At 71.3% G+C, this 20,602-nt stretch carries 19 protein-coding genes and 2 tRNA genes; 10 read left to right on the forward strand and 11 right to left on the reverse strand.

Going from position 1 to position 20,602, the window contains the following annotated elements; all coding sequences use genetic code 11:
• The first annotated feature begins 55 nt into the window (after positions 1-55).
• Both ABZ396_RS02960 and ABZ396_RS02965 read left to right on the forward strand, forming a co-directional pair.
• Entirely contained in the window at positions 56-1,309 is a 1,254-nt protein-coding gene (locus ABZ396_RS02960) for a histidine kinase (protein ID WP_358922299.1), read from the forward strand.
• Complete coding sequence (locus ABZ396_RS02965) at positions 1,297-1,947, forward strand: response regulator transcription factor (protein ID WP_067360243.1); 651 nt, start codon at positions 1,297-1,299, stop codon at positions 1,945-1,947. Before ABZ396_RS02960 ends, ABZ396_RS02965 begins: the two co-directional genes overlap by 13 nt.
• Positions 1,948-2,569: 622 nt before the next feature.
• Here the strand turns inward: ABZ396_RS02965 and ABZ396_RS02970 are convergent.
• Both ABZ396_RS02970 and ABZ396_RS02975 read right to left on the reverse strand, forming a co-directional pair.
• Positions 2,570-2,641 (reverse strand) — tRNA-Cys (locus tag ABZ396_RS02970).
• A gap of 20 nt (positions 2,642-2,661) precedes the next feature.
• Positions 2,662-2,759, reverse strand: a tRNA-OTHER gene (locus ABZ396_RS02975).
• Positions 2,760-2,969: 210 nt separating this feature from the next.
• Between ABZ396_RS02975 and ABZ396_RS02980 the strand changes: the two genes are divergently transcribed.
• The 4 genes from ABZ396_RS02980 to ABZ396_RS02995 all read left to right on the forward strand — a co-directional run bounded on the left by ABZ396_RS02980 (position 2,970) and on the right by ABZ396_RS02995 (position 8,104).
• Positions 2,970-4,400, forward strand: coding sequence for an MFS transporter (locus ABZ396_RS02980; RefSeq protein ID WP_358922297.1), 1,431 nt, complete (start codon positions 2,970-2,972; stop codon positions 4,398-4,400).
• Positions 4,401-4,518: 118 nt separating this feature from the next.
• Positions 4,519-6,321: a DEAD/DEAH box helicase gene (locus tag ABZ396_RS02985; RefSeq protein ID WP_358922295.1), complete on the forward strand. Its 1,803-nt coding sequence runs from the start codon at positions 4,519-4,521 to the stop codon at positions 6,319-6,321.
• A gap of 305 nt (positions 6,322-6,626) precedes the next feature.
• Positions 6,627-7,268 (forward strand): helix-turn-helix domain-containing protein, encoded by a 642-nt coding sequence (locus tag ABZ396_RS02990; protein WP_358922293.1) that lies wholly within the window; start codon positions 6,627-6,629, stop codon positions 7,266-7,268.
• A 47-nt stretch (positions 7,269-7,315) separates the two neighbouring features.
• Positions 7,316-8,104: a S16 family serine protease gene (locus ABZ396_RS02995; protein WP_358922291.1), complete on the forward strand. Its 789-nt coding sequence runs from the start codon at positions 7,316-7,318 to the stop codon at positions 8,102-8,104.
• A 132-nt stretch (positions 8,105-8,236) separates the two neighbouring features.
• On the opposite strand, the gene ABZ396_RS03000 is transcribed toward ABZ396_RS02995, so the two are convergent.
• From ABZ396_RS03000 to ABZ396_RS03025, 6 genes are all read right to left on the reverse strand, one after another.
• Entirely contained in the window at positions 8,237-8,464 is a 228-nt protein-coding gene (locus tag ABZ396_RS03000; RefSeq protein ID WP_358922289.1) for a hypothetical protein, read from the reverse strand.
• A gap of 77 nt (positions 8,465-8,541) precedes the next feature.
• Positions 8,542-9,492, reverse strand: a complete 951-nt coding sequence (locus tag ABZ396_RS03005) for a glycine betaine ABC transporter substrate-binding protein (protein WP_358922287.1) — start codon at positions 9,490-9,492, stop codon at positions 8,542-8,544.
• Positions 9,489-10,343 (reverse strand): ABC transporter permease, encoded by an 855-nt coding sequence (locus ABZ396_RS03010; RefSeq protein WP_358922285.1) that lies wholly within the window; start codon positions 10,341-10,343, stop codon positions 9,489-9,491. The genes ABZ396_RS03005 and ABZ396_RS03010 overlap by 4 nt, the downstream gene beginning before the upstream one ends.
• A complete protein-coding gene (locus ABZ396_RS03015; protein WP_358922283.1) occupies positions 10,340-11,572 on the reverse strand; it encodes a betaine/proline/choline family ABC transporter ATP-binding protein in 1,233 nt (410 codons plus the stop codon). The genes ABZ396_RS03010 and ABZ396_RS03015 overlap by 4 nt, the downstream gene beginning before the upstream one ends.
• Positions 11,565-12,212 carry an ABC transporter permease gene (locus ABZ396_RS03020; RefSeq protein ID WP_358922281.1) on the reverse strand — a complete coding sequence of 216 codons (648 nt, stop codon included), beginning with the start codon at positions 12,210-12,212 and terminating at the stop codon, positions 11,565-11,567. The genes ABZ396_RS03015 and ABZ396_RS03020 overlap by 8 nt, the downstream gene beginning before the upstream one ends.
• A 44-nt stretch (positions 12,213-12,256) precedes the next feature.
• Entirely contained in the window at positions 12,257-12,739 is a 483-nt protein-coding gene (locus ABZ396_RS03025; protein ID WP_358922279.1) for an Lrp/AsnC family transcriptional regulator, read from the reverse strand.
• Positions 12,740-12,860: 121 nt separating this feature from the next.
• Here ABZ396_RS03025 and hppD point away from each other — a divergent pair, with 121 nt between their 5' ends.
• The gene (gene hppD, locus ABZ396_RS03030; RefSeq protein ID WP_358922277.1) at positions 12,861-14,009 is read left to right on the forward strand and encodes a 4-hydroxyphenylpyruvate dioxygenase; all 1,149 of its coding nucleotides are present in this window, start codon (positions 12,861-12,863) and stop codon (positions 14,007-14,009) included.
• A 90-nt stretch (positions 14,010-14,099) separates the two neighbouring features.
• Here the strand turns inward: hppD and ABZ396_RS03035 are convergent, their stop codons facing one another.
• Complete coding sequence (locus ABZ396_RS03035; protein WP_359183721.1) at positions 14,100-15,599, reverse strand: tetratricopeptide repeat protein; 1,500 nt, start codon at positions 15,597-15,599, stop codon at positions 14,100-14,102.
• Between the two features lie 92 nt (positions 15,600-15,691).
• Between ABZ396_RS03035 and ABZ396_RS03040 the strand changes: the two genes are divergently transcribed.
• Positions 15,692-17,098, forward strand: a complete 1,407-nt coding sequence (locus ABZ396_RS03040; protein ID WP_358926461.1) for an FAD-linked oxidase C-terminal domain-containing protein — start codon at positions 15,692-15,694, stop codon at positions 17,096-17,098.
• A 39-nt stretch (positions 17,099-17,137) separates the two neighbouring features.
• Here the strand turns inward: ABZ396_RS03040 and ABZ396_RS03045 are convergent, their stop codons facing one another.
• Positions 17,138-17,551, reverse strand: a complete 414-nt coding sequence (locus ABZ396_RS03045; RefSeq protein ID WP_358926460.1) for an SsgA family sporulation/cell division regulator — start codon at positions 17,549-17,551, stop codon at positions 17,138-17,140.
• A 238-nt stretch (positions 17,552-17,789) separates the two neighbouring features.
• Here ABZ396_RS03045 and ABZ396_RS03050 point away from each other — a divergent pair, with 238 nt between their 5' ends.
• Entirely contained in the window at positions 17,790-19,427 is a 1,638-nt protein-coding gene (locus ABZ396_RS03050; protein WP_358926459.1) for an RDD family protein, read from the forward strand.
• A gap of 68 nt (positions 19,428-19,495) precedes the next feature.
• The gene (locus ABZ396_RS03055) at positions 19,496-20,179 is read left to right on the forward strand and encodes an RDD family protein (protein WP_358926458.1); all 684 of its coding nucleotides are present in this window, start codon (positions 19,496-19,498) and stop codon (positions 20,177-20,179) included.
• A 73-nt stretch (positions 20,180-20,252) separates the two neighbouring features.
• On the opposite strand, the gene ABZ396_RS03060 is transcribed toward ABZ396_RS03055, so the two are convergent.
• Entirely contained in the window at positions 20,253-20,546 is a 294-nt protein-coding gene (locus ABZ396_RS03060; RefSeq protein ID WP_358926457.1) for a hypothetical protein, read from the reverse strand.
• Between the last annotated feature and the right edge of the window lie 56 nt (positions 20,547-20,602).

A 20,602-nucleotide genomic window follows, 5' to 3' on the forward strand; every position in this document is an offset into this window, starting at 1 on the left:
AACCGGGCGGCAGCGTCATGGCACGGGGATGGCCTGCGGCTTTACCGTTTGACGCATGCAACTCACGACGTGGCTGCAGCTGGTGCTGGGCCGGCCGTTCCGCAGGGCGGGACACCGGACCGCGCTCGTCGCCGCCGGCCTGCCGCTCCACCTCGCCGTGGTGCCACTGTGGCTCTGGCTGGCCGGCGCGATGGCGGGGGCGCCGGCCGTGACTCCGCTGCCCGTGCTGCTCACGCTCGTGGTGACACCCCTGCTGACCGGCGGGCAGCGGCGGCGCTACCGGGCACTCGTCGGCAAGGACCTCCCGCGCCCCGCCGCACCCGGGCCCGGACGCAACTGGACGTCGGCGGTACGCCGGCTGACCACGCGGGCCTTGTGGCGGCAGGCCTGCTACCACGCCGTGGCGGGTCCGCTGCTAGCCGTCCTGGACCTCGCCGTCCTCGCCGTCTGGGCCGCCGCTCTCGTGGCCGCCTCCATCTACGTGTGGATCTGGGCGCTGCCCCCGCAATGGCGGGTCACCGACCTCGGGTACACCACGCAGGCCGCGTACATCACCGCCGGCGGTCTCGCCCTGCTGTTCCTCGGGCCCCGGCTGACCGGCGCTCTCGTGCGGTTGGAGACCCGGGCGGCCGAGGTCCTGCTCGGCCCCAGCCGCACGGAGAAGCTGGCCCGCCGGGTCGCCGACCTCGCCGAGAGCCGGGCCGGCGTGCTCGACGCCGCCGACGCCGAGCGGCGGCGGATCGAGCGCGACCTGCACGACGGCGCGCAGCAGCGCCTCGTCTCACTCGCCGTCAACCTGGGCCTGGCCAGGGCCACCCTCGGCGACCTGCCGGCGGATGCCCGCAAGGTGATCGACGAGGCGCACCGCGAGGCGAAGGAGGCGATCGCCGAGCTGAACAACCTGGTGCGCGGTCTGCATCCGGCCGTCCTTGAGGACCGCGGCCTCGACGCCGCGCTGTCCGGGGTCGCCGCCCGCCTCCCGATCCCGGTGCGCGTGGCGGTGGACCTGCCGCAGCGCACCTCACCCACGGTCGAGGCCGTCGCGTACTTCGTGGTCTCCGAGGCCCTGACGAACGTGGTCAAACACGCCCAGGCGACCCGGGCGGATGTGACCGTGGAGCGGATCGGGGAGACACTGCTGGTGGTCGTCGCGGACGACGGCGCGGGCGGCGCGGATATCGCAGCGGCCGGCGGCACCGGGCTCGCCGGGCTCGCCAAGCGCGTCGCGTCCGTCGACGGCACGTTTTCCTGCCGCAGCCCCGCCGGGGGGCCGACCGTCATCACCGTGGAGCTGCCGTGCGCGCCGTGATCGCCGAGGATTCCCTCTTGCTGCGCATCGGTGTGGTCAAGGTGCTGGAGGCGGCCGGCTTCGAGATGTGCGCGCAAGTCGCCGACGCAGAAGGGCTGCTGGCGGCCGTCGAGGAGCACCGGCCCGACATCGCCGTGGTCGACGTGCGCATGCCGCCCGGCTTCACCGACGAGGGAGTGCGCGCCGCGCTGGTGATCCGCCGCCAGTACCCGCGTACCGCCGTGCTCCTGCTGTCGCAGTACGTGGAGGAGCGGTACGCGGCCGATCTGCTCGCCGCCAACACCTCGGGCGTCGGCTATCTGCTCAAGCAGCGGGTCGCCGACGTCGAGGAGTTCGCCGAGGCGGTACGCCGGGTCGCGGCCGGCGGCACCGCGCTCGACCCGCAGGTCGTCGCGCAGCTGCTGGTGCGCCGGCACAGCGATCCGCTCGACCGGCTGACACCGCGCGAGCGGGAGGTGCTGGAGCTGATGGCGGGCGGCCGGTCCAACTCCGGTGTCGCCGCCGAGCTGGTGGTGAGCGAGAGCGCGGTCGCCAAGCACATCAACAGCATCTTCACCAAGCTCGACCTGCCCAAGGCCGACGCCGACCACCGCCGCGTCCTGGCGGTGCTGCGCTTCCTGGGCGTGGCGACCGCATAGTGCGCGATCCTCCGTATGCCCAGTCGACAACGGTGCTGATCGCCATTGGTGGGGAATGCGGCGCCTTCGGACACGTGCTCTTCACCAGGCTTTGCCGCGCTAGGCGTCGAAGGCGGTGGCCGTGGTGCGCAGGGCCACGGCATGGGTGGGGCCGGTCAGCGCTGGTGTATTCGCAGTCTTCGGGGGTTGGGCGGGGTGGCTCGGGCTGGTCGGCCGATGTCCGGAGCAGACGTGATGTCAGGGCGGTCGTCGCGTCAGCGCCTTCGTCCCGGGTTCGGCGGCACCGGTGCGGGGGATTCGGCCGGAGCCGGGGAGGACTGGCCGGGAGCGGCCGAGACCGTCTGCGGGCTGCGTTTTCGTGCGGCGAGAACGCGCTGCTCGGTAAGGTCCGCGCTCTTGGCGCCGCTGCGCAGCATGCTGGTGGCTGGTAGTCAAGGCGAGCCTGAGCGGTATCGGAACGCTCGCGCTCTACTGGTGGCACCACCACCGTTAGCAGGTGCTCGCGATGCGGTGACAGTCTGCCTGTGTCGCACAACTGAGACGGGAACTGAGACGGACGACCAAAAGGGCGGCACCCCCGAGGGGGTGCCGCCCTTTTGGTTCTGCCTGGTCAGGCAGTCAGAGGCCGTGGCGGGAATCGAACCCACGTAACTCGCTTTGCAGGCGAGCCCCTAAACCACTCGGGCACACGGCCGGGAACCACTTCTTCCTTCACGGCCGGGGCGGGAATCGAACCCGCGTGACTCCCCGCGAGCGGAGCTCGCTGATGGATGTAGCGCAGGCGAGCCCCTGAACCACTCGGGCACACGGCCGTGACCGACTTCGACCTTTGTGGCCAGTTCGGTGACTTGAAGGTAGGGGTCGGTGGGGGAGGGGCTCAAGGGGATCGGTGGGGCTGCAATGGGACTGCCATACGGCGTTCATGAACCGGGGTGGGCAAGGGGGGTGTACGACCAAGGTCTGAGGTGGGGTGGGGCTCGCGACAGGGGTCAAAGGGGGGCTTGGGGCTTACCTTGGTCGGTATGACCGCCCTTGAGCCCAGCGACGCCGTTGTCGCAGATGAGACAGTCGACAGAGCCGATGACGAGGGTGTGCTGGGGCGGTCGTACCGGGCGCTGAGCGTCGGCATCGTCTCCGTCGTGCTGCTGATCGCCTTCGAGGCGACGGCCGTCGGGACGGCGATGCCCGTCGCGGCCCGGGAGCTGGACGGGCTGTCGCTGTACGCGTTCGCCTTCTCCGGGTACTTCACGACCAGTCTTTTCGGGATGGTGCTGGCCGGGCAGTGGTCTGACCGGAGGGGACCGCTCGGGGCGCTGACCACGGGGATCGGGGCCTTCGCCGTGGGGCTTGTGGTCGCCGGGACCGCCCAGGTCATGTGGGTGTTCATCCTGGGGCGGGCCGTGCAGGGGTTCGGGGGCGGCCTGGTCATCGTCGCGTTGTACGTGGTCGTGGGGCGGGCCTACCCGGAGCGGTTGCGGCCCTCGATCATGGCGGCCTTCGCCGCCGGCTGGGTGGTGCCGTCCATCGTCGGGCCGCTGGCCTCGGGGGCGGTGACCGAGCACCTCGGGTGGCGGTGGGTGTTCGTCGGCATCCCGGTGCTCGTGGTCTTCCCGTTGGCGCTCGCGCTTCCTCAGATACGGCGGCGGGCCGGTGGGCCGGTGGCGGAGCGGGTTGGAGGGGCCTTCGAACGGCGGCGGATCCGGCTCGCGTTCGGTATGTCTCTCGGCGCGGGGCTGCTGCAGTACGCGGCTCAGGACCTGCGGTGGGTGTCCCTGCTGCCGGGCGCCGTCGGGGGTGCGTTGCTCGTTCCCGCCGTGCTCGGGCTGCTCCCGCGCGGGACCTACCGCGCGGCACGCGGGCTGCCGTCGGTCGTCCTGCTGCGTGGGGTCGCGGCCGGTGCCTTCGTCTCCGCCGAGTCCTTCGTGCCGTTGATGCTCGTCACCCAGCGGGGGCTGTCGCCCACCCTCGCCGGGTTCTCGCTGGCGGCGGGCGGGGTGACCTGGGCGCTGGGTTCGTGGGTGCAGGCGCGGCCGCGCGTGGCACCGTACCGGGAGCGGCTGATGACCCTCGGGATGGTGCTGGTCGCCGCGGCGATCGCCACCGCGCCCAGCGTGCTCGTGCACTCCGTGCCCGTGTGGATCGTCGCCGTCGCCTGGGGCTTCGGCTGTTTCGGAATGGGTCTGGTGATCGCCTCGTCCAGCGTGCTGATGCTCCGTCTCTCCGCCCCGCAGGAGGCCGGTGCCAACTCGGCCGCCCTCCAGATCTCCGACGCCCTGTCGAACGTCGTCCTGCTCGCCGTGACCGGTGCGGCCTTCGTCTCGCTCGGCGGCGGCAGCATGACGGGGGCGAGCGGTTCCGGTTCTCATCCGGCCGCCTTCGCCGTGGTGTTCCTGCCGATGGCGGGCGTGGCGCTCGTCGGGGCGTGGGTGACGACTCGGCTTCGTGATCTGTGACGTGAGTCCCACCCGGGGGCAGGCGGCCTTGTCCGCGCGTTGACAGCCATGGGGCGCCGGTAGGGTGGCCCGGTTGTCATACGCATACGTAGCCGCTCGACCCCTTACTACGGAGACCGTGACTACCACCGCCGCCAGCGCTTCCTCCTCCTCCCATCACCTTTCGCCGGCCTTCCCCGGCCGGGCGCCCTGGGGTACCGCCGGCAAGCTGCGTGCCTGGCAGCAGGGGGCCATGGAGAAGTACGTCCAGGAGCAGCCGCGTGACTTTCTCGCCGTCGCCACGCCCGGCGCCGGCAAGACGACGTTCGCGCTGACGCTCGCGTCCTGGCTGCTGCATCACCATGTCGTGCAGCAGGTCACCGTCGTCGCCCCCACCGAGCATCTGAAGAAGCAGTGGGCGGAGGCCGCGGCAAGGATAGGGATCAAGCTCGATCCCGAGTACAGCGCCGGACCGCTCAGCCGGGAGTACGACGGGGTCGCCGTCACCTATGCCGGTGTCGGGGTGCGGCCGATGCTGCACCGCAACCGGGTCGAGCAGCGCAAGACGCTGGTCATCCTCGACGAGATCCATCACGCCGGTGACTCCAAGTCCTGGGGCGAGGCCTGCCTGGAGGCGTTCGAGCCGGCGACCCGGCGGCTGGCGCTGACCGGTACGCCCTTCCGGTCCGACACCAACCCCATCCCCTTCGTGACGTACGAGGAGGGGCAGGACGGGATCCGTCGGTCCGCCGCCGACTACACCTACGGGTACGGCAACGCGCTCGCCGACCATGTCGTGCGCCCGGTCATCTTTCTCTCCTACAGCGGCAACATGCGCTGGCGGACCAAGGCGGGAGATGAAATCGCCGCTCGGCTCGGCGAGCCGATGACCAAGGACGCCGTCAGCCAGGCCTGGCGTACGGCGCTCGATCCGCGCGGTGAGTGGATGCCGGCCGTGCTGCGCGCCGCCGACCAGCGGCTGACCGAGGTCCGCAAGGCCATCCCCGACGCGGGGGCTCTGGTCATCGCCTCCGACCAGGAGTCGGCGCGTGCCTACGCCAAGCTGATCCGCGAGATCACGGGCAGCAAGGCGACCCTCGTCCTCTCCGACGACACCGGTGCGTCCAAGCGGATCGACGACTTCAGCGCGAGCGACGACCGGTGGATGGTCGCGGTAAGGATGGTGTCCGAGGGCGTCGACGTCCCCCGGCTCGCCGTCGGGGTGTACGCCACCACCATTTCGACTCCCCTCTTCTTCGCCCAGGCCGTCGGCCGGTTCGTGCGGTCCCGGCGGCGCGGCGAGACCGCGTCCGTGTTCCTGCCGACCGTCCCGGATCTGCTGACCTTCGCCAACGAGATGGAGGTCGAGCGCGACCACGCCCTCGACAAGCCGAAGAAGGACGGCGAGGAGGACCCGTACGCCGAGTCCGAGAAGGAGATGGAGGAGGCGAACAAGGAGCAGGACGAGGACACCGGCGAGCAGGAGCAGTTCGCCTTCGAGGCGCTGGAGTCCGAGGCCGTCTTCGACCGGGTGCTGTACGACGGCGCCGAGTTCGGTATGCAGGCGCACCCGGGGAGCGAGGAGGAGCAGGACTACCTCGGCATCCCGGGACTACTGGAGCCCGACCAGGTGCAGTTGCTGTTGCAGAAGCGGCAGGCCCGGCAGATCGCGCACAGCCGCAAGAAGCCGGATGACGAGGCAGACCTGCTGGAACTGCCCGCGGAACGGCGGCCCGTCGTCTCCCACAAGGAGATGATGGAGCTGCGCAAGCAGCTGAACACGATGGTGAGCGCGTATGTGCACCAGAGCGGCAAGCCGCACGGGGTGATTCATACGGAGCTGCGCCGGGTGTGCGGGGGGCCGCCGAGTGCGGAGGCCACGGCGGGACAGCTCCGGCAGCGGATCGCCAAGGTGCAGGAGTGGGCCACCCGCATGCGGTGACGGTGACCCCGGGGTGACCCCAGGAGTGCGCAGCGTACATACCGCCACATATGGAAGTAGTCCGTACCGGAGCGTGACCGGATTCTGGACGGAGGCTTCCGCTCAGCGAACCCCCTTCGCTACTGTCCGGCTACGCACACGCCCCGTGGCAGCGCCGCCGCGGAGCGCAGCCGTGAAGCGACTGGGTCCGGAGCCGCCGGGCCGTCCTGCCGATCGGCGGCCTCTGAAGCGCGTCGCTGACGGGACTCGGCGACGCATCTGTCGCGTCGGAGGTTGCCGGCCTCACCACTTAAGGAGTGGGCGTCGTGACCGCGGAGACCTCTCAGACGCTCGATCGGGGACTGCGGGTCCTCAAACTGCTGGCCGACACGGACCACGGGCTGACCGTCACCGAGCTTTCCAACAAACTGGGCGTCAACCGGACCGTGGTGTACAGGTTGCTTGCCACGCTGGAGCAGCATGCGCTGGTGCGGCGTGATCTGGGCGGCCGGGCCCGGGTCGGGCTTGGGGTACTGCGCCTGGGGCGGCAGGTGCATCCGCTCGTACGGGAAGCCGCCCTGCCGGCGCTTCGGTCGCTGGCCGAGGACATCGGGGCGACGGCGCATCTGACGCTGGTCGACGGGAGCGAGGCGCTCGCCGTCGCGGTCGTCGAGCCGACCTGGACCGACTATCACGTGGCGTACCGGGCCGGGTTCCGCCACCCGTTGGACCGGGGGGCCGCCGGGAAGGCGATCCTGTCCGCACGGCACTCGCCGAAGGACGGCCCCGGGTACACGCTGACGCACGGCGAGCTGGAGGCCGGCGCGAGCGGTGCGGCGGCCCCCTTGCTCGGGGTCACCGGGGTCGAGGGGAGCGTCGGGGTCGTGATGCTGGCCGACTCGGTGCCGGAGCGGGTGGGGGCGCGGGTCATGGACGCGGCGCGGGAGGTCGCGGAGGCGTTGCGCTGAGGGGCCGGGGCGATGGCCCGAAGGGGTCGCCACGTTAGATTGACTCCGTGCTCTCACGTCTCACGCGTCTCCAGGCCGTCGCCGTCTGTGCGGTTCCCGTCGTGGCTCTGATCGGTACGGCCGTCTTCGCGCCGTTGCCGTTCTCGGTGGCCCAGCCCGGGATGACGGCGAACGTGCTCGGCGACAACCAGGGCACCCCGGTGATCACCGTCTCCGGGGCGCCCACCCGGACGACCAGCGGGCAGCTGCGGATGACGACCATCGAGGCGACCGGGCCGGACGCACGGGTGTCGCTGGGCGACGTCATCGACAACTGGTTCAGGACGGACCGGGCGGTGATGCCGCGCGACTCGGTGTATCCGAGCGGCGGCAACGTCAAGGAGATCGAGCAGCACAACACCGAGCAGATGGAGCAGTCGCAGGACGCGGCGGCCCAGGCCGCGCTGAAGTACCTCCGTCTCAGCGCGAGCAAGGTCAAGGTGACCCTGAAGCTGGCGGATGTGGGCGGGCCGAGCGCGGGGTTGCTGTTCTCACTGGGGATCGTCGACAAGCTGGAAGGGGACGGGAGCGGGGGAGACCTCACCGGGGGGAAGAACATCGCCGGTACGGGGACGATCAGTGCGGACGGCACTGTGGGGGCCGTGGGCGGGGTCGCACTGAAGACGCAGGCCGCGCGGCGGGACGGGGCGACCGTTTTCCTTGTGCCGAAGGATGAGTGCGCGGACGCCAAGGCGGAGTTGCCGAAGGGGTTGCGGTTGGTGCCGGTGACGACGCTGAAGGGGGCCGTCAGCGATTTGGTGGCCTTGGAGAAGGGGCAGAAGGTCCCTGGCTGTTGAGTTTCGTCTGCGGGTGGGGTGGGGGCTGGTCGCGCAGTTCCCCGCGCCCCTCAAGGGCGCTCAGCGGAGCCGCGTGCTCACCGGCCCCGCGCCCCTAAGCAGTCGCCGGGGCCGGAGCTGCCAGGCGCAGGCCTACTTCTGGACGAGCTCGCCGGCCAGCTCGGGCGTGAGCCGGAACGTCGCGTTGCTCATGTCGGCGACGCGGGACCACTCCTCGGGAAAGCGGTCCCGGTTGCTGAGCCAGGTGGACAGCTCGCGGCTGTGGATGTTCGCGACCTCGTGGATGTACATCTCGGCCATGCCCCGGACTCGGGGCCCGCACTTGAAGTCCTGGGCGTCGAAGACGATCCTCTGGTCCACCGCCCGCCACCAGCGCTCGCGGCCCTTGCCGTGCTCCGGTGCGTCCTCGACGAAGCCGTGGGCGGCCAGCCGGCCGCCTACTTCACGAACCCCTCCGCCTTCATCCAGTCCAGCGCCACCTGGTGCGGGTCCTCCCCGGCCACGTCCACCTTCGCGTTCAGCGTCTGGGCCACCGTGTTGTTCAGCTTCGCCGTCACCGGGTCCAGGACCGTCGCGATCGCCGGCCACTTCTTCAGGGCCTTGGAGTTGATCTCGGGGGCCGCGTTGTAGTTGGGGAAGAACTTCTTGTCGTCCTGCATCACCACCAGGTTCATCGACCTGATGCGGCCGTCGGTCGTGAAGACCTCGCCGTAGGTGCAACTGCCCTTCTGCACCTGGGTGTAGATGATCCCGGTGTCCATCTGCGTGACGTTCTTCGCCGGCACGCTCATGCCGTACGCCTTCTGCATGCCGGGCAGTCCGTCGGCGCGGTTGGCGAACTCGCCCTCCACGCACAGGGTCACGGCCCCGGGGTCCGACCTCGCCAGCGCGGCCACGTCCGACAGGGTCCTCGTGCCGTACTTCCTGAAGTTGGCCTGGTTCATGGCGAGCGCGTAGGTGTTGTTGAGCTGGGACGGGGGCAGCCAGGTCAGGCCGTTCCTCAGGTCGGCGTCGTGGACCGCCTGCCACTGCTGCTGGGGGTCGGGGATGGGGTGGCTGTTGCCCAGGTACGTGATCCACGCCGTGCCCGTGTACTCGTACATCCCGTCGGCCTCGCCGGACTTGACCGCCTCGCGGGCGCCGACCGAGCCCTGGATGCCGGTGCGGTCGAGGACCTTCGCGCCCGCCGCCTCGAAGGCGATTCCCATGATCGCGCCGAGGATCAGCTGTTCCGTGAACTCCTTCGAGGTGACGGTGAGATGGGCGCCCTTCAACGGCTCGCCCGCGCCGATCGAGCCCGGTTTCACGTCGTCGACCATGGGGGAGCCGCTCGTCAGGCCGCAGCCGGCGGTCAGGAGCAGCGCCAGCGGCACGCAGAGCCGTCTCATCGGCTCACCTCCAGCCCCCGTGGCCGTAGCAGGACCTCCGCCAGGGACGCCAGCCAGTCCACCAACAGGGCCAGGGTCACCGTGAGGACGGAGCCGAGGACCAGGACCGGCATGCGCTGGTTGGTGATGCCGGTGGTGATCAGGACGCCCAGGCCGCCGCCCCCGCCGAAGGTGGCGAGGGTCGCCGTACCGACGTTGAGGACCAGGGCCGTACGGACGCCGGCGAGGATCAGCGGGACGGCCAGCGGCAGCTCCACCTTCCTCAGCACGCCCAGCGGGGACATGCCGATGCCCCGTGCCGCCTCCAGGAGGGTCGGGTCGTTCGCCTTCAGGCCCGCGATGGTGTTGGAGAGGACCGGGAGGATCGCGTACACGATGATGCCGATCAGGGCCGCCCTCTCGCCGACGCCCAGCCAGATGACCAGCAGGGCCAGCAGGCCGATCGCGGGGGTCGCCTGGCCCATGTTGGCGAAGGCCATCGCCACCGGGGTGGCTTTGCGGAAGGCCTTGCGGGTCAGCAGGATGCCCAGCGGGATCGCGATGATCAGCACGAAGAACGTCGAGATCAGGGTCAGTTTGATGTGCTGCCACAGGGCCTTGGAGACCTGGCCGTGGGAGAGGGCGTTCTGGGAGATCGTGTCCAGGTGGGCCTGCTGGAACCAGAGCCAGGTGGCCAGCAGCAGCGCGACCAGGAACGCCGGCAGGAACGTCAGATTCCGCCAGGTGATGCGGCGGGCCGGAGGGCGCTGCCGCGGCGGCGGGGCCTCCTGCTCCGCCTCGCCCTCGTCGCGGAAGGCGAGGCCCTTGACCTCGTGCTCGCCCTCGGGGCGGCCGTCGGGGGACGTGCTCACGCCTTCTGCTCCCCTCCCTCGCCTTCCTGTTCGGCATGGGTCTGGGCGGCCCGGACCTCCTGGAGTTCGTGCTGGTGCTCCATCGCCTCGAAGCGGTCGGCCTCCAGGAGTTCGTGCACCGAGTTCATCAGGGTCTCCATGTCGACCACCCCGATGAACTCGCCGCGCCGCCCGGTCACCGCGACCCGGCCCGCGTTGTCCGTCAGCACCGCCTCCAGCGCGTCCCGCAGGGTCGCGTCGCGGGTCACCGTGTCGTGCACCAGCGTGCCGGCGCGGGCCAGCGAGCCCCTGGCCCGCATCAGGTCGCCGCGCCGGAGCCACTTGTAGGGGCGGCCGCGCTTGTCGAGCAGGAGGATCTCGTTCGTGCCGCTGGCGCGCAGCTTGTTGAAGATCTCCTGGAGCGGGGTGTCCAGGGTGACCGTCGGGTAGTCCCCCATCTCGACGTCCCGGACCCGGGTGAGGTTCAGCCGCTTGAGGGCCGCGCCCGCGCCGACGAAACCGGAGACGAAGTCGTCCGCCGGGTTGGTGAGGATCGCCTCCGGGGTGTCGAACTGGGCGATGTGCGAGCGTTCGCGGAGTACGGCGATGCGGTCGCCGAGCTTGATCGCCTCGTCGAAGTCGTGGGTGACGAAGACGATCGTCTTGTGCAGTTCGTGCTGGACCCGGATCAGCTCGTCCTGGAGATGGTCGCGGGTGATGGGGTCCACGGCTCCGAACGGCTCGTCCATCAGCAGCACCGGAGGATCGGCGGCCAGCGCCCGGGCCACGCCCACCCGCTGCTGCTGGCCGCCGGAGAGCTGGCGCGGGTAGCGGCCGTGGAACTCGCCGGGGTCCAGGCCGACCAGGTCGAGCAGTTCCTCGACGCGGGCGCGGATCCTGGCCTTCGGCCAGCCGAGCATCTTCGGGACCAGGGCGATGTTCTGGGCGACCGTCATGTGCGGGAACAGGCCGGCGGACTGGATGGCGTAGCCGACCTTGCGGCGCAGCTTCACCGCGTCGATGCCGGTGACGTCCTCGCCGCCGATCCGGATCCGGCCGCCGGTCGGCTCGATCAGCCGGTTGATCATCTTCAAAGTCGTCGACTTGCCGCAGCCGGACGGGCCGACGAAGACCACCGTCTCGCCCGCCCTGATCTCCATGTTCACGTTGTCGACGGCGGGCTGCGGGCTGCCCGGGTAGCGCTTGGTGAGGTTCTCCAGCTCGATCGAGGCCCCATGGGATTCAGACACGGATCCCCCTCGGAATGGTCAGCCGTCCGATCAGGACGTACGCGGCATCGAACAGCAGGGCGAGGATGATGATCCCGACGGTGCCCGCGAGCACCTGGTTGAGCGCGTTCTTGCTGCCCAGGGAGGCCAGTCCGCGGAAGATCTCGTTGCCGAGGCCGGGACCGGAGGCGTACGCGGCGATCGCGGCGATGCCCATCAGCATCTGCGTGGAGACCCGGATACCGGTCAGGATCGGCGGCCAGGCCAGCGGCAACTCGACCCGCAGCAGCCGCGTCAGCCGGGACATGCCGATGCCCCGGGCCGCGTCCACCAGCATCGGGTCGACACCGCGCAGGCCCACGATCGCGTTCCGCACGATCGGCAGCAGTCCGTACAGCGTCAGGGAGATCACCGTCGGCGGGACACCGAGACCCACGACCGGGATCAGCAGACCGATCATGGCGAGGGAGGGGACGGTGAGGATGGTGGCGGTGGCGGTGGTGGCGAGGTTGCCGGCCCACTCGCTGCGGTAGGTGAGGACACCGATCAGTACGCCGATGAGGGTCGCCGCGACCATGCACTGGAAGACCGCGCTGGCGTGCTGGTAGGCGTCCGTGAGCAGGGTCTGGTGCCGGTTGCCCAGGTACTCCCAGAAGCTCACGCGCGCTCACCCCGAACTCGAACTCAGGACTCCGAACGAACCGGTCAGGTCGTCCCTTCGCTGTCCGCCGCGGCCTGTTCCACCAGCGGGATGACCCGCAGCGGAACGGGGTTCTCCATGACGATCGCCGTGGAGGCCCGGACAATGCCATCAAAACCGACGACCCGGTCGATCACCCGCTGGAGATCGGCGTTGGAGCGGGCCACCAGCCGGCACAGCATGTCCCCGGTGCCGGTGGTGGTGTGCAGCTCCAGCACCTCCGGCACGGTCGCCAAGTGCGCCCGCACATCGGCGCCTTGGCCCTGCCGGATCTGCAGCGTGGCGAACGCGGTGACCGGGTAGCCGAGGGCCGCCGGATCCACCTGCGGGCCGAATCCCTGGATCACTCCATTCGACTGAAGCCGGTCGAGCCGCGCCTGCACGGTCCCGCGAGCCACCCCCAGCCGACGGGACATCTCCAGCACGCCGATCCGCGGTTCCCTGGCCAGCAGCACCAGGATCCGCCCGTCCAGATGATCGATCGCCATGCCCGCCTCCGGATGGTCATCCTGTACAGAAAGTCCGCCAGTACGGCCGTATCGCTGAACATGTTGCCCAGTCGAAACGAGAACTATTGCGCACCTTGTGGGCCAGGGTCACCCTTCGACCATGACGCAGACCACACAGCACACTCCCGACGCGACCGCCCGGCAGGACGACCCCTTCCCGGTCAAGGGAATGGACGCGGTCGTCTTCGCAGTCGGCAACGCCAAGCAGGCGGCGCACTACTACTCCACCGCCTTCGGCATGCGGCTGGTCGCGTACTCCGGACCGGAGAACGGCAGCCGCGAGACCGCGAGCTACGTCCTGGAGAACGGCTCTGCCCGGTTCGTCCTCACCTCAGTCGTCAAGCCGGACACCGAGTGGGGCGCCTTCCTGTCCCGGCACGTGGCCGAGCACGGCGACGGGGTCGTCGACCTGGCCATCGAGGTCCCGGACGCCCGCGCCGCGTACGCGTACGCCGTCGAGCACGGCGCCCGCTCGGTGGCCGAGCCGTACGAACTGAAGGACGAGCACGGCACGGTGGTCCTCGCCGCGATCGCCACGTACGGCGAGACACGCCACACCCTCGTCGAGCGGACCGGCTACGACGGCCCGTACCTCCCCGGGTTCGTCGCCGCGTCCCCGATCGTGGAACCCCCCGCCCGCCGCACCTTCCAGGCCGTCGACCACTGCGTCGGCAACGTGGAACTCGGCCGGATGAACGAATGGGTCGGCTTCTACAACAAGGTCATGGGCTTCACGAACATGAAGGAGTTCGTGGGCGACGACATCGCCACCGAGTACAGCGCTCTGATGTCCAAGGTGGTCGCCGACGGCACCCTCAAGGTCAAGTTCCCGATCAACGAGCCCGCCGTCGCCAAGAAGAAGTCCCAGATCGACGAGTACCTGGAGTTCTACGGCGGCGCGGGCGTCCAGCACATCGCGCTCAACACCAACGACATCGTCGAGACCGTACGGACCATGCGCGCGGCCGGCGTCGAGTTCCTCAACACCCCCGACTCCTACTACGACACCCTCGGCGAGTGGGTCGGCGACACCCGGGTGCCGGTCGACACCCTGCGCGAGCTGAAGATCCTCGCCGACCGGGACGAGGACGGCTATCTGCTGCAGATCTTCACCAAGCCGGTCCAGGACCGGCCGACGGTCTTCTTCGAGATCATCGAACGGCACGGCTCGATGGGCTTCGGCAAGGGCAACTTCAAGGCCCTGTTCGAGGCGATCGAACGAGAGCAGGAGCGCCGCGGCAACCTGTGAGCCGGCGGCCTCGGTGACCCGGTGAGCCCGGTGGGCCCGGGGTGCGGCGGAGAGAAACTGACGTTGGTCCGACTTCTCTCCGCCGGTGCCTCACTGCGGGGCTTCCTCGTCCGGTGGCTGGTCGCCCAGTGTGGCCAGGGCCGCGCGGGCCGCCGGGACCCGCAGCGGTGAGAAGAACGGATTGATCCGCAGCGCGTCCTGGAGGTGGCGGCGGGCCGGTGCGTCCAGCTCCAGGTCGTGCTCGATCATGCCCCGATGGAAGGCGTACAGCGCGCTGCGGACCCCGCCGCCCTTCGCCGAGTCCGTCGCGACCGAGGCGTAGCGCAGCGCCTCCTCGTCGTCGTCGGCCCGGTGCAGCGCCCACCCGAGCGCGTCCGCGACCTCGATGCCGGGCTGCCGCTCCCACTCGGCCGTCAGCCGCTGCACCGCCTCCTCGGCATCCCCGTGGTCCGCCTCGTACTGCCCGATCAGCAGCTCGTCGTCGACCCCGTCGTCCAGCTCCCGCCGCACCTGCGTCCGCAGCAGCGCGTACTGCGCCTCGGCCTGCTGACCCATCCCCAGCGACTCGTACAACTCGGCCAGTTCCAGGGCGACCTGCGGAGTCGGCCGGTGCGCGAGGGCCCCCTGGTACGCGGTCAGCGCCTCCTGTGTGCGGCCCAGCGAGGCCAGCGCCCGTGCCTGTCCGGCCCGAGCCGCCGACTGGTCGGGGTCAAGGCGTAGGGCAGCCTTGAAGTGCCGTAGCGCGTCGTCCCGTTCGCCCCGCTCCCAGGCCAGCTGTCCGGCCTGCGTCAGATACGCGGCCTGCTCGGCGGGGGAAGAGGCGGCCGCCGCCGCGTCGGTCACCTGCGCCACCGCGTCCTCGCGCCAGCCCCGGTCCCGGTACACCGCCGAGGCCCGTGCCATCACGGCCGGCTTCACGGCCGGTCCGACCTTCAGCGCCATCAGCTTGTCGAGCGCGGCCCGGGCCGCCTTGTAGTCGCCGAGCCCGTTGTAGGCGTCGATCAGCGCCGGATACGTCGACCACCGCTTCGGCGCCGCCTTCAGCGCCTCCTCGCCGAACCGCTTGGCCGTCGGGAAGTCCCGGCGCGCGTTCGCCAGCGCCGCGAGCCCGCCCAGCGCCTCGGTGTTGCCCTTACCGGTCAACTGGAGGGACGTCTGCAGCGCCCGCTCGGCCCGGGGATAGTCGGCGGTGCCGGCGCTCCGGCGGGCCCGCTCGACGTACGCGGCCCCGAGCACCGCCCAGGCCCTCGCGTCCCTCGGCTGCGCCCGCACCCGGCTCTCGTGTGCGCCGATGAGCGTGGTGAGGTCGGGCAGCGCGGCGGGCAGGCCGTTGACGACAGCCGTCTGCGCCGCCGCAAGCGCCCCGGCCCGGGCCCTCGCCTGTGCCCCGGGGCCGGCCGCCGGGGGCGGGGCGGCGCGACGCGGCTCCGGCTCGTGCGGCCACAGCATCAGCACCCCGCCGGCCGCCGCCCCGCCCGCCAGCGCGACGACCAGGAGCCGCCGCAGCACCCGGCCGCGGCGGCGCGGCCGCCCCGGCTCCACGAGCAGCGAGGTGGTGGGACCTGACTGTCGGTTATCGAGCGCACACATGCCGCATACTGTGCGTCAATACGACGACGACGTCCGGGCGGCCCAAGGAAGGCGTCTGTGGGGTTCACACCGATGGCCCCGGGTGCGACGCTGTGATCATGAGCCGTATTGAAGCGCCTCGGGACGAGACCACCGGCAACCTCACCGACCGGCTCCTCGCGGGCCTGCCGGCCGACGCTGTGCTCGTGGACCCCGCTGTGACCACCTCCTACGCCAACGACATGGCGAGCTTCTGCCCGGCCGGGGCCCCGGCCGTCGTCGTACTGCCGCGCACGGTGGAGCAGGTGCAGCACGTCCTGCGCACCGCCACCGACCTGCGCGTCCCGGTCGTCCCGCAGGGCGCCCGCACCGGCCTGTCCGGCGGCGCCAACGCCGCCGACGGCTGCATCGTGCTGTCCCTGACGAAGATGGACCGCATCATGGAGATCTCGCCGGTCGACCGCATCGCCGTGGTCGAACCCGGCGTCATCAACGCCGCCCTCTCCCGCGCGGTCGAGGAACACGGCCTCTATTACCCGCCGGATCCCTCCAGTTGGGAGCTGTGCACGATCGGCGGCAACATCGGCACGGCGTCGGGCGGGCTGTGCTGTGTGAAGTACGGAGTGACCGCCGAGTACGTCCTCGGCCTGGACGTCGTCCTCGCCGACGGGCGGCTGATGTCCACCGGCCGGCGCACGGCCAAGGGCGTCGCCGGGTACGACCTCACGCGGCTGTTCGTCGGCTCCGAGGGCTCCCTCGGTGTCGTCGTACGGGCCGTCCTGGCACTGAAGCCCAAGCCGCCCCAGCAGTTGGTGCTGGCCGCCGAGTTCGACTCCGCGACCGCCGCCTGCGACGCGGTGTGCCGGATCATGGAGGGCGGGCACGTACCGTCCCTCCTCGAACTGATGGACCGAACGACCGTGAAGGCGGTCAACGAACTCAGCCACATGGGTCTGCCGGAGACGACCGAGGCGCTGCTCCTCGCCGCCTTCGACACCCCGGCCCCGGCCGCCGACCTCGCCGCCCTCGGCGCGCTGTGCGAGGAGGCGGGCGCCACCCAGGTGGTCCCGGCCGACGACGGCGCCGAGTCCGAACTCCTCCTCCAGGCCCGCCGGACCTCGCTCGTCGCCCTGGAGGCCGTCAAGGGCACCACGATGATCGACGACGTGTGCGTGCCCCGTTCCCGGCTCGGCGACATGATCGAAGGGGTCGAGCGCATCGCCGAGAAGCAGCGGCTGACCATCGGGGTCATCGCCCACGCGGGCGACGGCAACACCCACCCCACGGTCTGCTTCGACGCGCAGGACCCCGACGAGTGCCGCCGCGCCCGCGAGTCCTTCGACGAGATCATGGCCCTCGGACTGGAGCTCGGCGGCACCATCACCGGCGAACACGGCGTCGGCGTCCTGAAGAAGGAGTGGCTGGCCCGGGAGATCGGGCCGGTGGGTTTGGAGATGCAGCGGGCCGTGAAGGACGCCTTCGACCCGCTGGGCATCCTCAACCCCGGCAAGCTGTTCTGAACCCAAACACCCCACACACCCCATACGGCGGCAGGGTCCTCACCGGGCGAGCAGCTGGTCGAGCGCGTCGTCGATCCCGAGCTGCCCGCCCTCAGTCCCCGGGGGCACCACCCGCAGCGTCCGCTCCAGCCAGGCGGACACCTGGGCGGTCGGCGCCTCCAGGAGGGCGTCTCCGTCCGGTGAACTCAGCGCCATCAGCACGACGCTGCGGCCCGCCACCTTCGTCGGCCACACCCGCACATCCCCGTGCCCGCAGGGCCGGAACACCCCCTCCACCAGGAGGTCGCGGGCGAAGGTCCAGTGGACCGGGGACTCCGAGTTGACGTGGAAGCCGACATGGACGGCGTACGGGTGGTCGGAGCGGTAGGCGAGCCGGGCCGGGACCGGGATGCTCCGCTCGGGGGACAGGATGAGCCGTAACTCCAGTTCGCGCTCCACCACTGTGTGATGCATGACGTTCGGTTCCTCTCGGTCGTCGCACGGGCGCCTGCGGATGGGCCCGTACGAGTGGAGAGGGGATGGGGCCGCGAGCATTACGCGGATTGCTGGAAATTTTCTCCGACGCGGTGAAGGGGATGCACAGGGGTGCCCGGAAAGGGGCGGGTCCTGCGGGACTGGCGGTGCCGGGCACCCGCGTCTGATAGATGTGGAGGCTCCCACACGACCCCCGAGCAGATACGGGATGACGGACATGACCGCCCCAACCCCGGCACCCGGTGACGAACGGCCCCGCGAGGGCTACTACCCGGACCCGTCCATCCCCGGCTACGTCCGTTACTGGAACGGCGCCGCGTGGGTGCCGGGCACCAGCCGCCCGGCCCCGGCCGACGGCGAACCGCTCGCCCCGCCGCCCGGCTCCCGTCCCGCGACCCCCGCGGCCCCCGCGGTCGAGGAGACCGGCCCGCACTTCTTCGACGAGGACCCGCAGCCGGGAGCCTCCGGCTGGGCGGCCGAGGGGAGCGCCTGGGGCACCGACCCCCGGGCGGCGGCGGGTTCCCCGCCCCAGCCGGACGGCCAGTCGTCCCGCACGGACGGCACGGCGACGATCCCGCCTGCGGGCCAGGGGGACGCCGACTCCGGCGGCACGTTCATCTTCCGCAGGCCGACGGTAGGCCCCGCGGGCACCCCGCCGGCCGCCCGACCGCCCATGGACGACGGCACGATGACCTTCCGGCCGATCCGGGCCAAGGACGCGCCGAACACGGGGGCCCCGGCGGCCGCCCCGGGCTCCGGCGGGCCGGCATTCACCGGCCGGGGCCCGGATGCGGCAAGCCCGGCCCCCCAGGGCAGGGGAGCCGGTGCGGCCGGGTTCAGTGGCCAAGGCGGGGGTGCCGGTGCCGGTGGGCAGGGTTCCGGTGGTGCGGCGGGCGCGGGTGGCCGGGGTGCGGGCGCCGGTGGCCAAGGCAGTGGTGCCGGGGCCGGGGCCGGTGGGCAGAGTGTGGGTTCGGGTGGGTTCGGGGTGCCGGGCTCCGGTGGTCCGGGTGCGGCCGGGGCGTCCGGGCCGGGCGGCTACGGGGCTCAGGGTCCCGCCGGTGCGGCCGGGTTCGGTACGCCCGGTGGCGGCCGCTCCGGCTTCGGCGCCGGAAAGGCCGCCGCGGAACGCGCCGCAGGGGCCCAGGCGGCTCCGGCCTCCGCCGCCCCCCAGGCCGTCGCTCCCGCCGTACCCCCGCAGTCCGCCGGGCCCCAGCCCGCGCCGGCCAGCCCCGCCACCCCCGTGACCGCCGGCCCCGGCGGCGGGCAGTCCTCCTGGGCGCAGCAGGTACACCAGCTCGCGGGCGATCAGCCGGTCGCGCCCTGGAAGCCGCCGGTGGAGGACGTCTTCCAGGCGGCCGCCCGGCGGCAGGCGTCGGCCCGGCCCGCCGGCCTCGGCAAGCGGTTCGCCGCACGGCTCGTGGACAGCCTGGTCGTCGGCGCGGTGACCGCCGTGGCCGCCGTACCGTTCGGCACTCAGGCGGCCGGCCACGTGCAGGACAAGATCGACGCGGCCAAGCTCTCCGGCCGTACCGAGACCGTCTGGCTGCTCGACGGCACGACCGGCCTGTACCTCGGGGTCGTGCTCGCCGTCCTGCTCCTCGTCGGCGTCCTCTACGAGGTGCTGCCCACCGCCAAGTGGGGCCGCACGCTCGGCAAGAAGCTGCTCGGCCTGGAGGTACGGGACATCGAGGGCCACGAGCCCCCGGCCTTCGGCGCCTCGCTGCGCCGCTGGCTGGTGTACACCGTGCCCGGTCTGCTCGGCATCGGGATCATCGGCGTCGCCTGGTGCCTGTTCGACCGGCCTTGGCACCAGTGCTGGCACGACAAGGCGGCGCACACCTTCGTCGCCGGCTGACGAGGCGTCGTACCCCGTACGGCCGCTCGCCGGATGCGCACCGGGCGGCTTCGCGGTCCACTCGGGCCATGAGCACCGAACCGCCCCCGGGCTCCGGACAGCCGCCGGAGGACGACCCGTTCAGAAAGCAGCCCCCGTCCGAACGGCCGGACGGGGGCCAGGGGCCGGGCTCGCCGTACGACACCCCGTACGGCGGCGCGCAGCCCCCGCCGCCCTCCTACGGCGGCGGCCCCTACGGAGGGGAAGGCGGCCCGTACGGCGGAGCCGGTGGAGCCGGCGGTTATCCCGCCGATCCGCTCGCCGGGATGCCGCCGCTCGCCGACAGCGGCAGGCGCACCCTGGCCCGGATCATCGACATGGTCCTGGTGCTCATCGTGGTCTGGCTGCTCACCTGGGCCTTCGGGGTGCGCGAGTACCAGATGAACGGCGACAAGGTCGAGGTCGGCAAGTCCTTCGCGCAGTCGCTGGTCGCCGCCGTCCTGTTCGTCGGCTACGACACCCTGATGACCGCCAAGTCGGGGCAGACCCTCGGCAAGAAGTGGCTCGGCCTGCGGGTCGCCAACCTGGGCGACGGCTCCACGCCCTCCGCCCAGACCTCGCTGGTGCGCGCCCTGGTGCTGTGGGTGCCGTTCGCCTTCTGCTGCGCCTGTGTGTGGACGATCATCTGCGGTGGCTGGAGCTACTTCGACAAACCATACAAACAGGGGCTGCACGACAAGGCCGCGAAGACGGTCGTGGTCAGTACGAAGTGATGCCGAGGGGCGCACAAGCAGCCGGCGGGTCCGTCAGTCCCGTGGACCCGCCGGCTGCTCGTGTGTGCGCGCGTCAGGGCGCGGTGTGCTCCCGGACGGGCTTGGCCGTGGCGGCGGCCACGGTCTCCCGGTGCACGGGGACCCGCACCTCGGGCGATGCGGTCGGGGCGGGCTCGGACCGGGCGACCGTGCGCGGCTCGGGGAGCGGAACCGTCATGGCGACCAGCAGTCCCAGGCCGAGCGCGGCGAGCGCGATGACCGCGATCCCGATACCCGAACTCGTCTGTGACAGCAGCAGCATGGCGAGCGTCGAGCAGATCACGGTGCACGAACCGTAGACGAGCTGTGCCGGGGTCGGACGAGGCATGGCAATCGTGTCCTCGGAAGGTGTGGGGTGAGACGGGGAGCCGGCCTTGCTTTCCA

The sequence above is a fragment of the Streptomyces sp. NPDC005866 genome (assembly GCF_040629895.1).
Classification (GTDB): Bacteria; Actinomycetota; Actinomycetes; order Streptomycetales; family Streptomycetaceae; genus Streptomyces.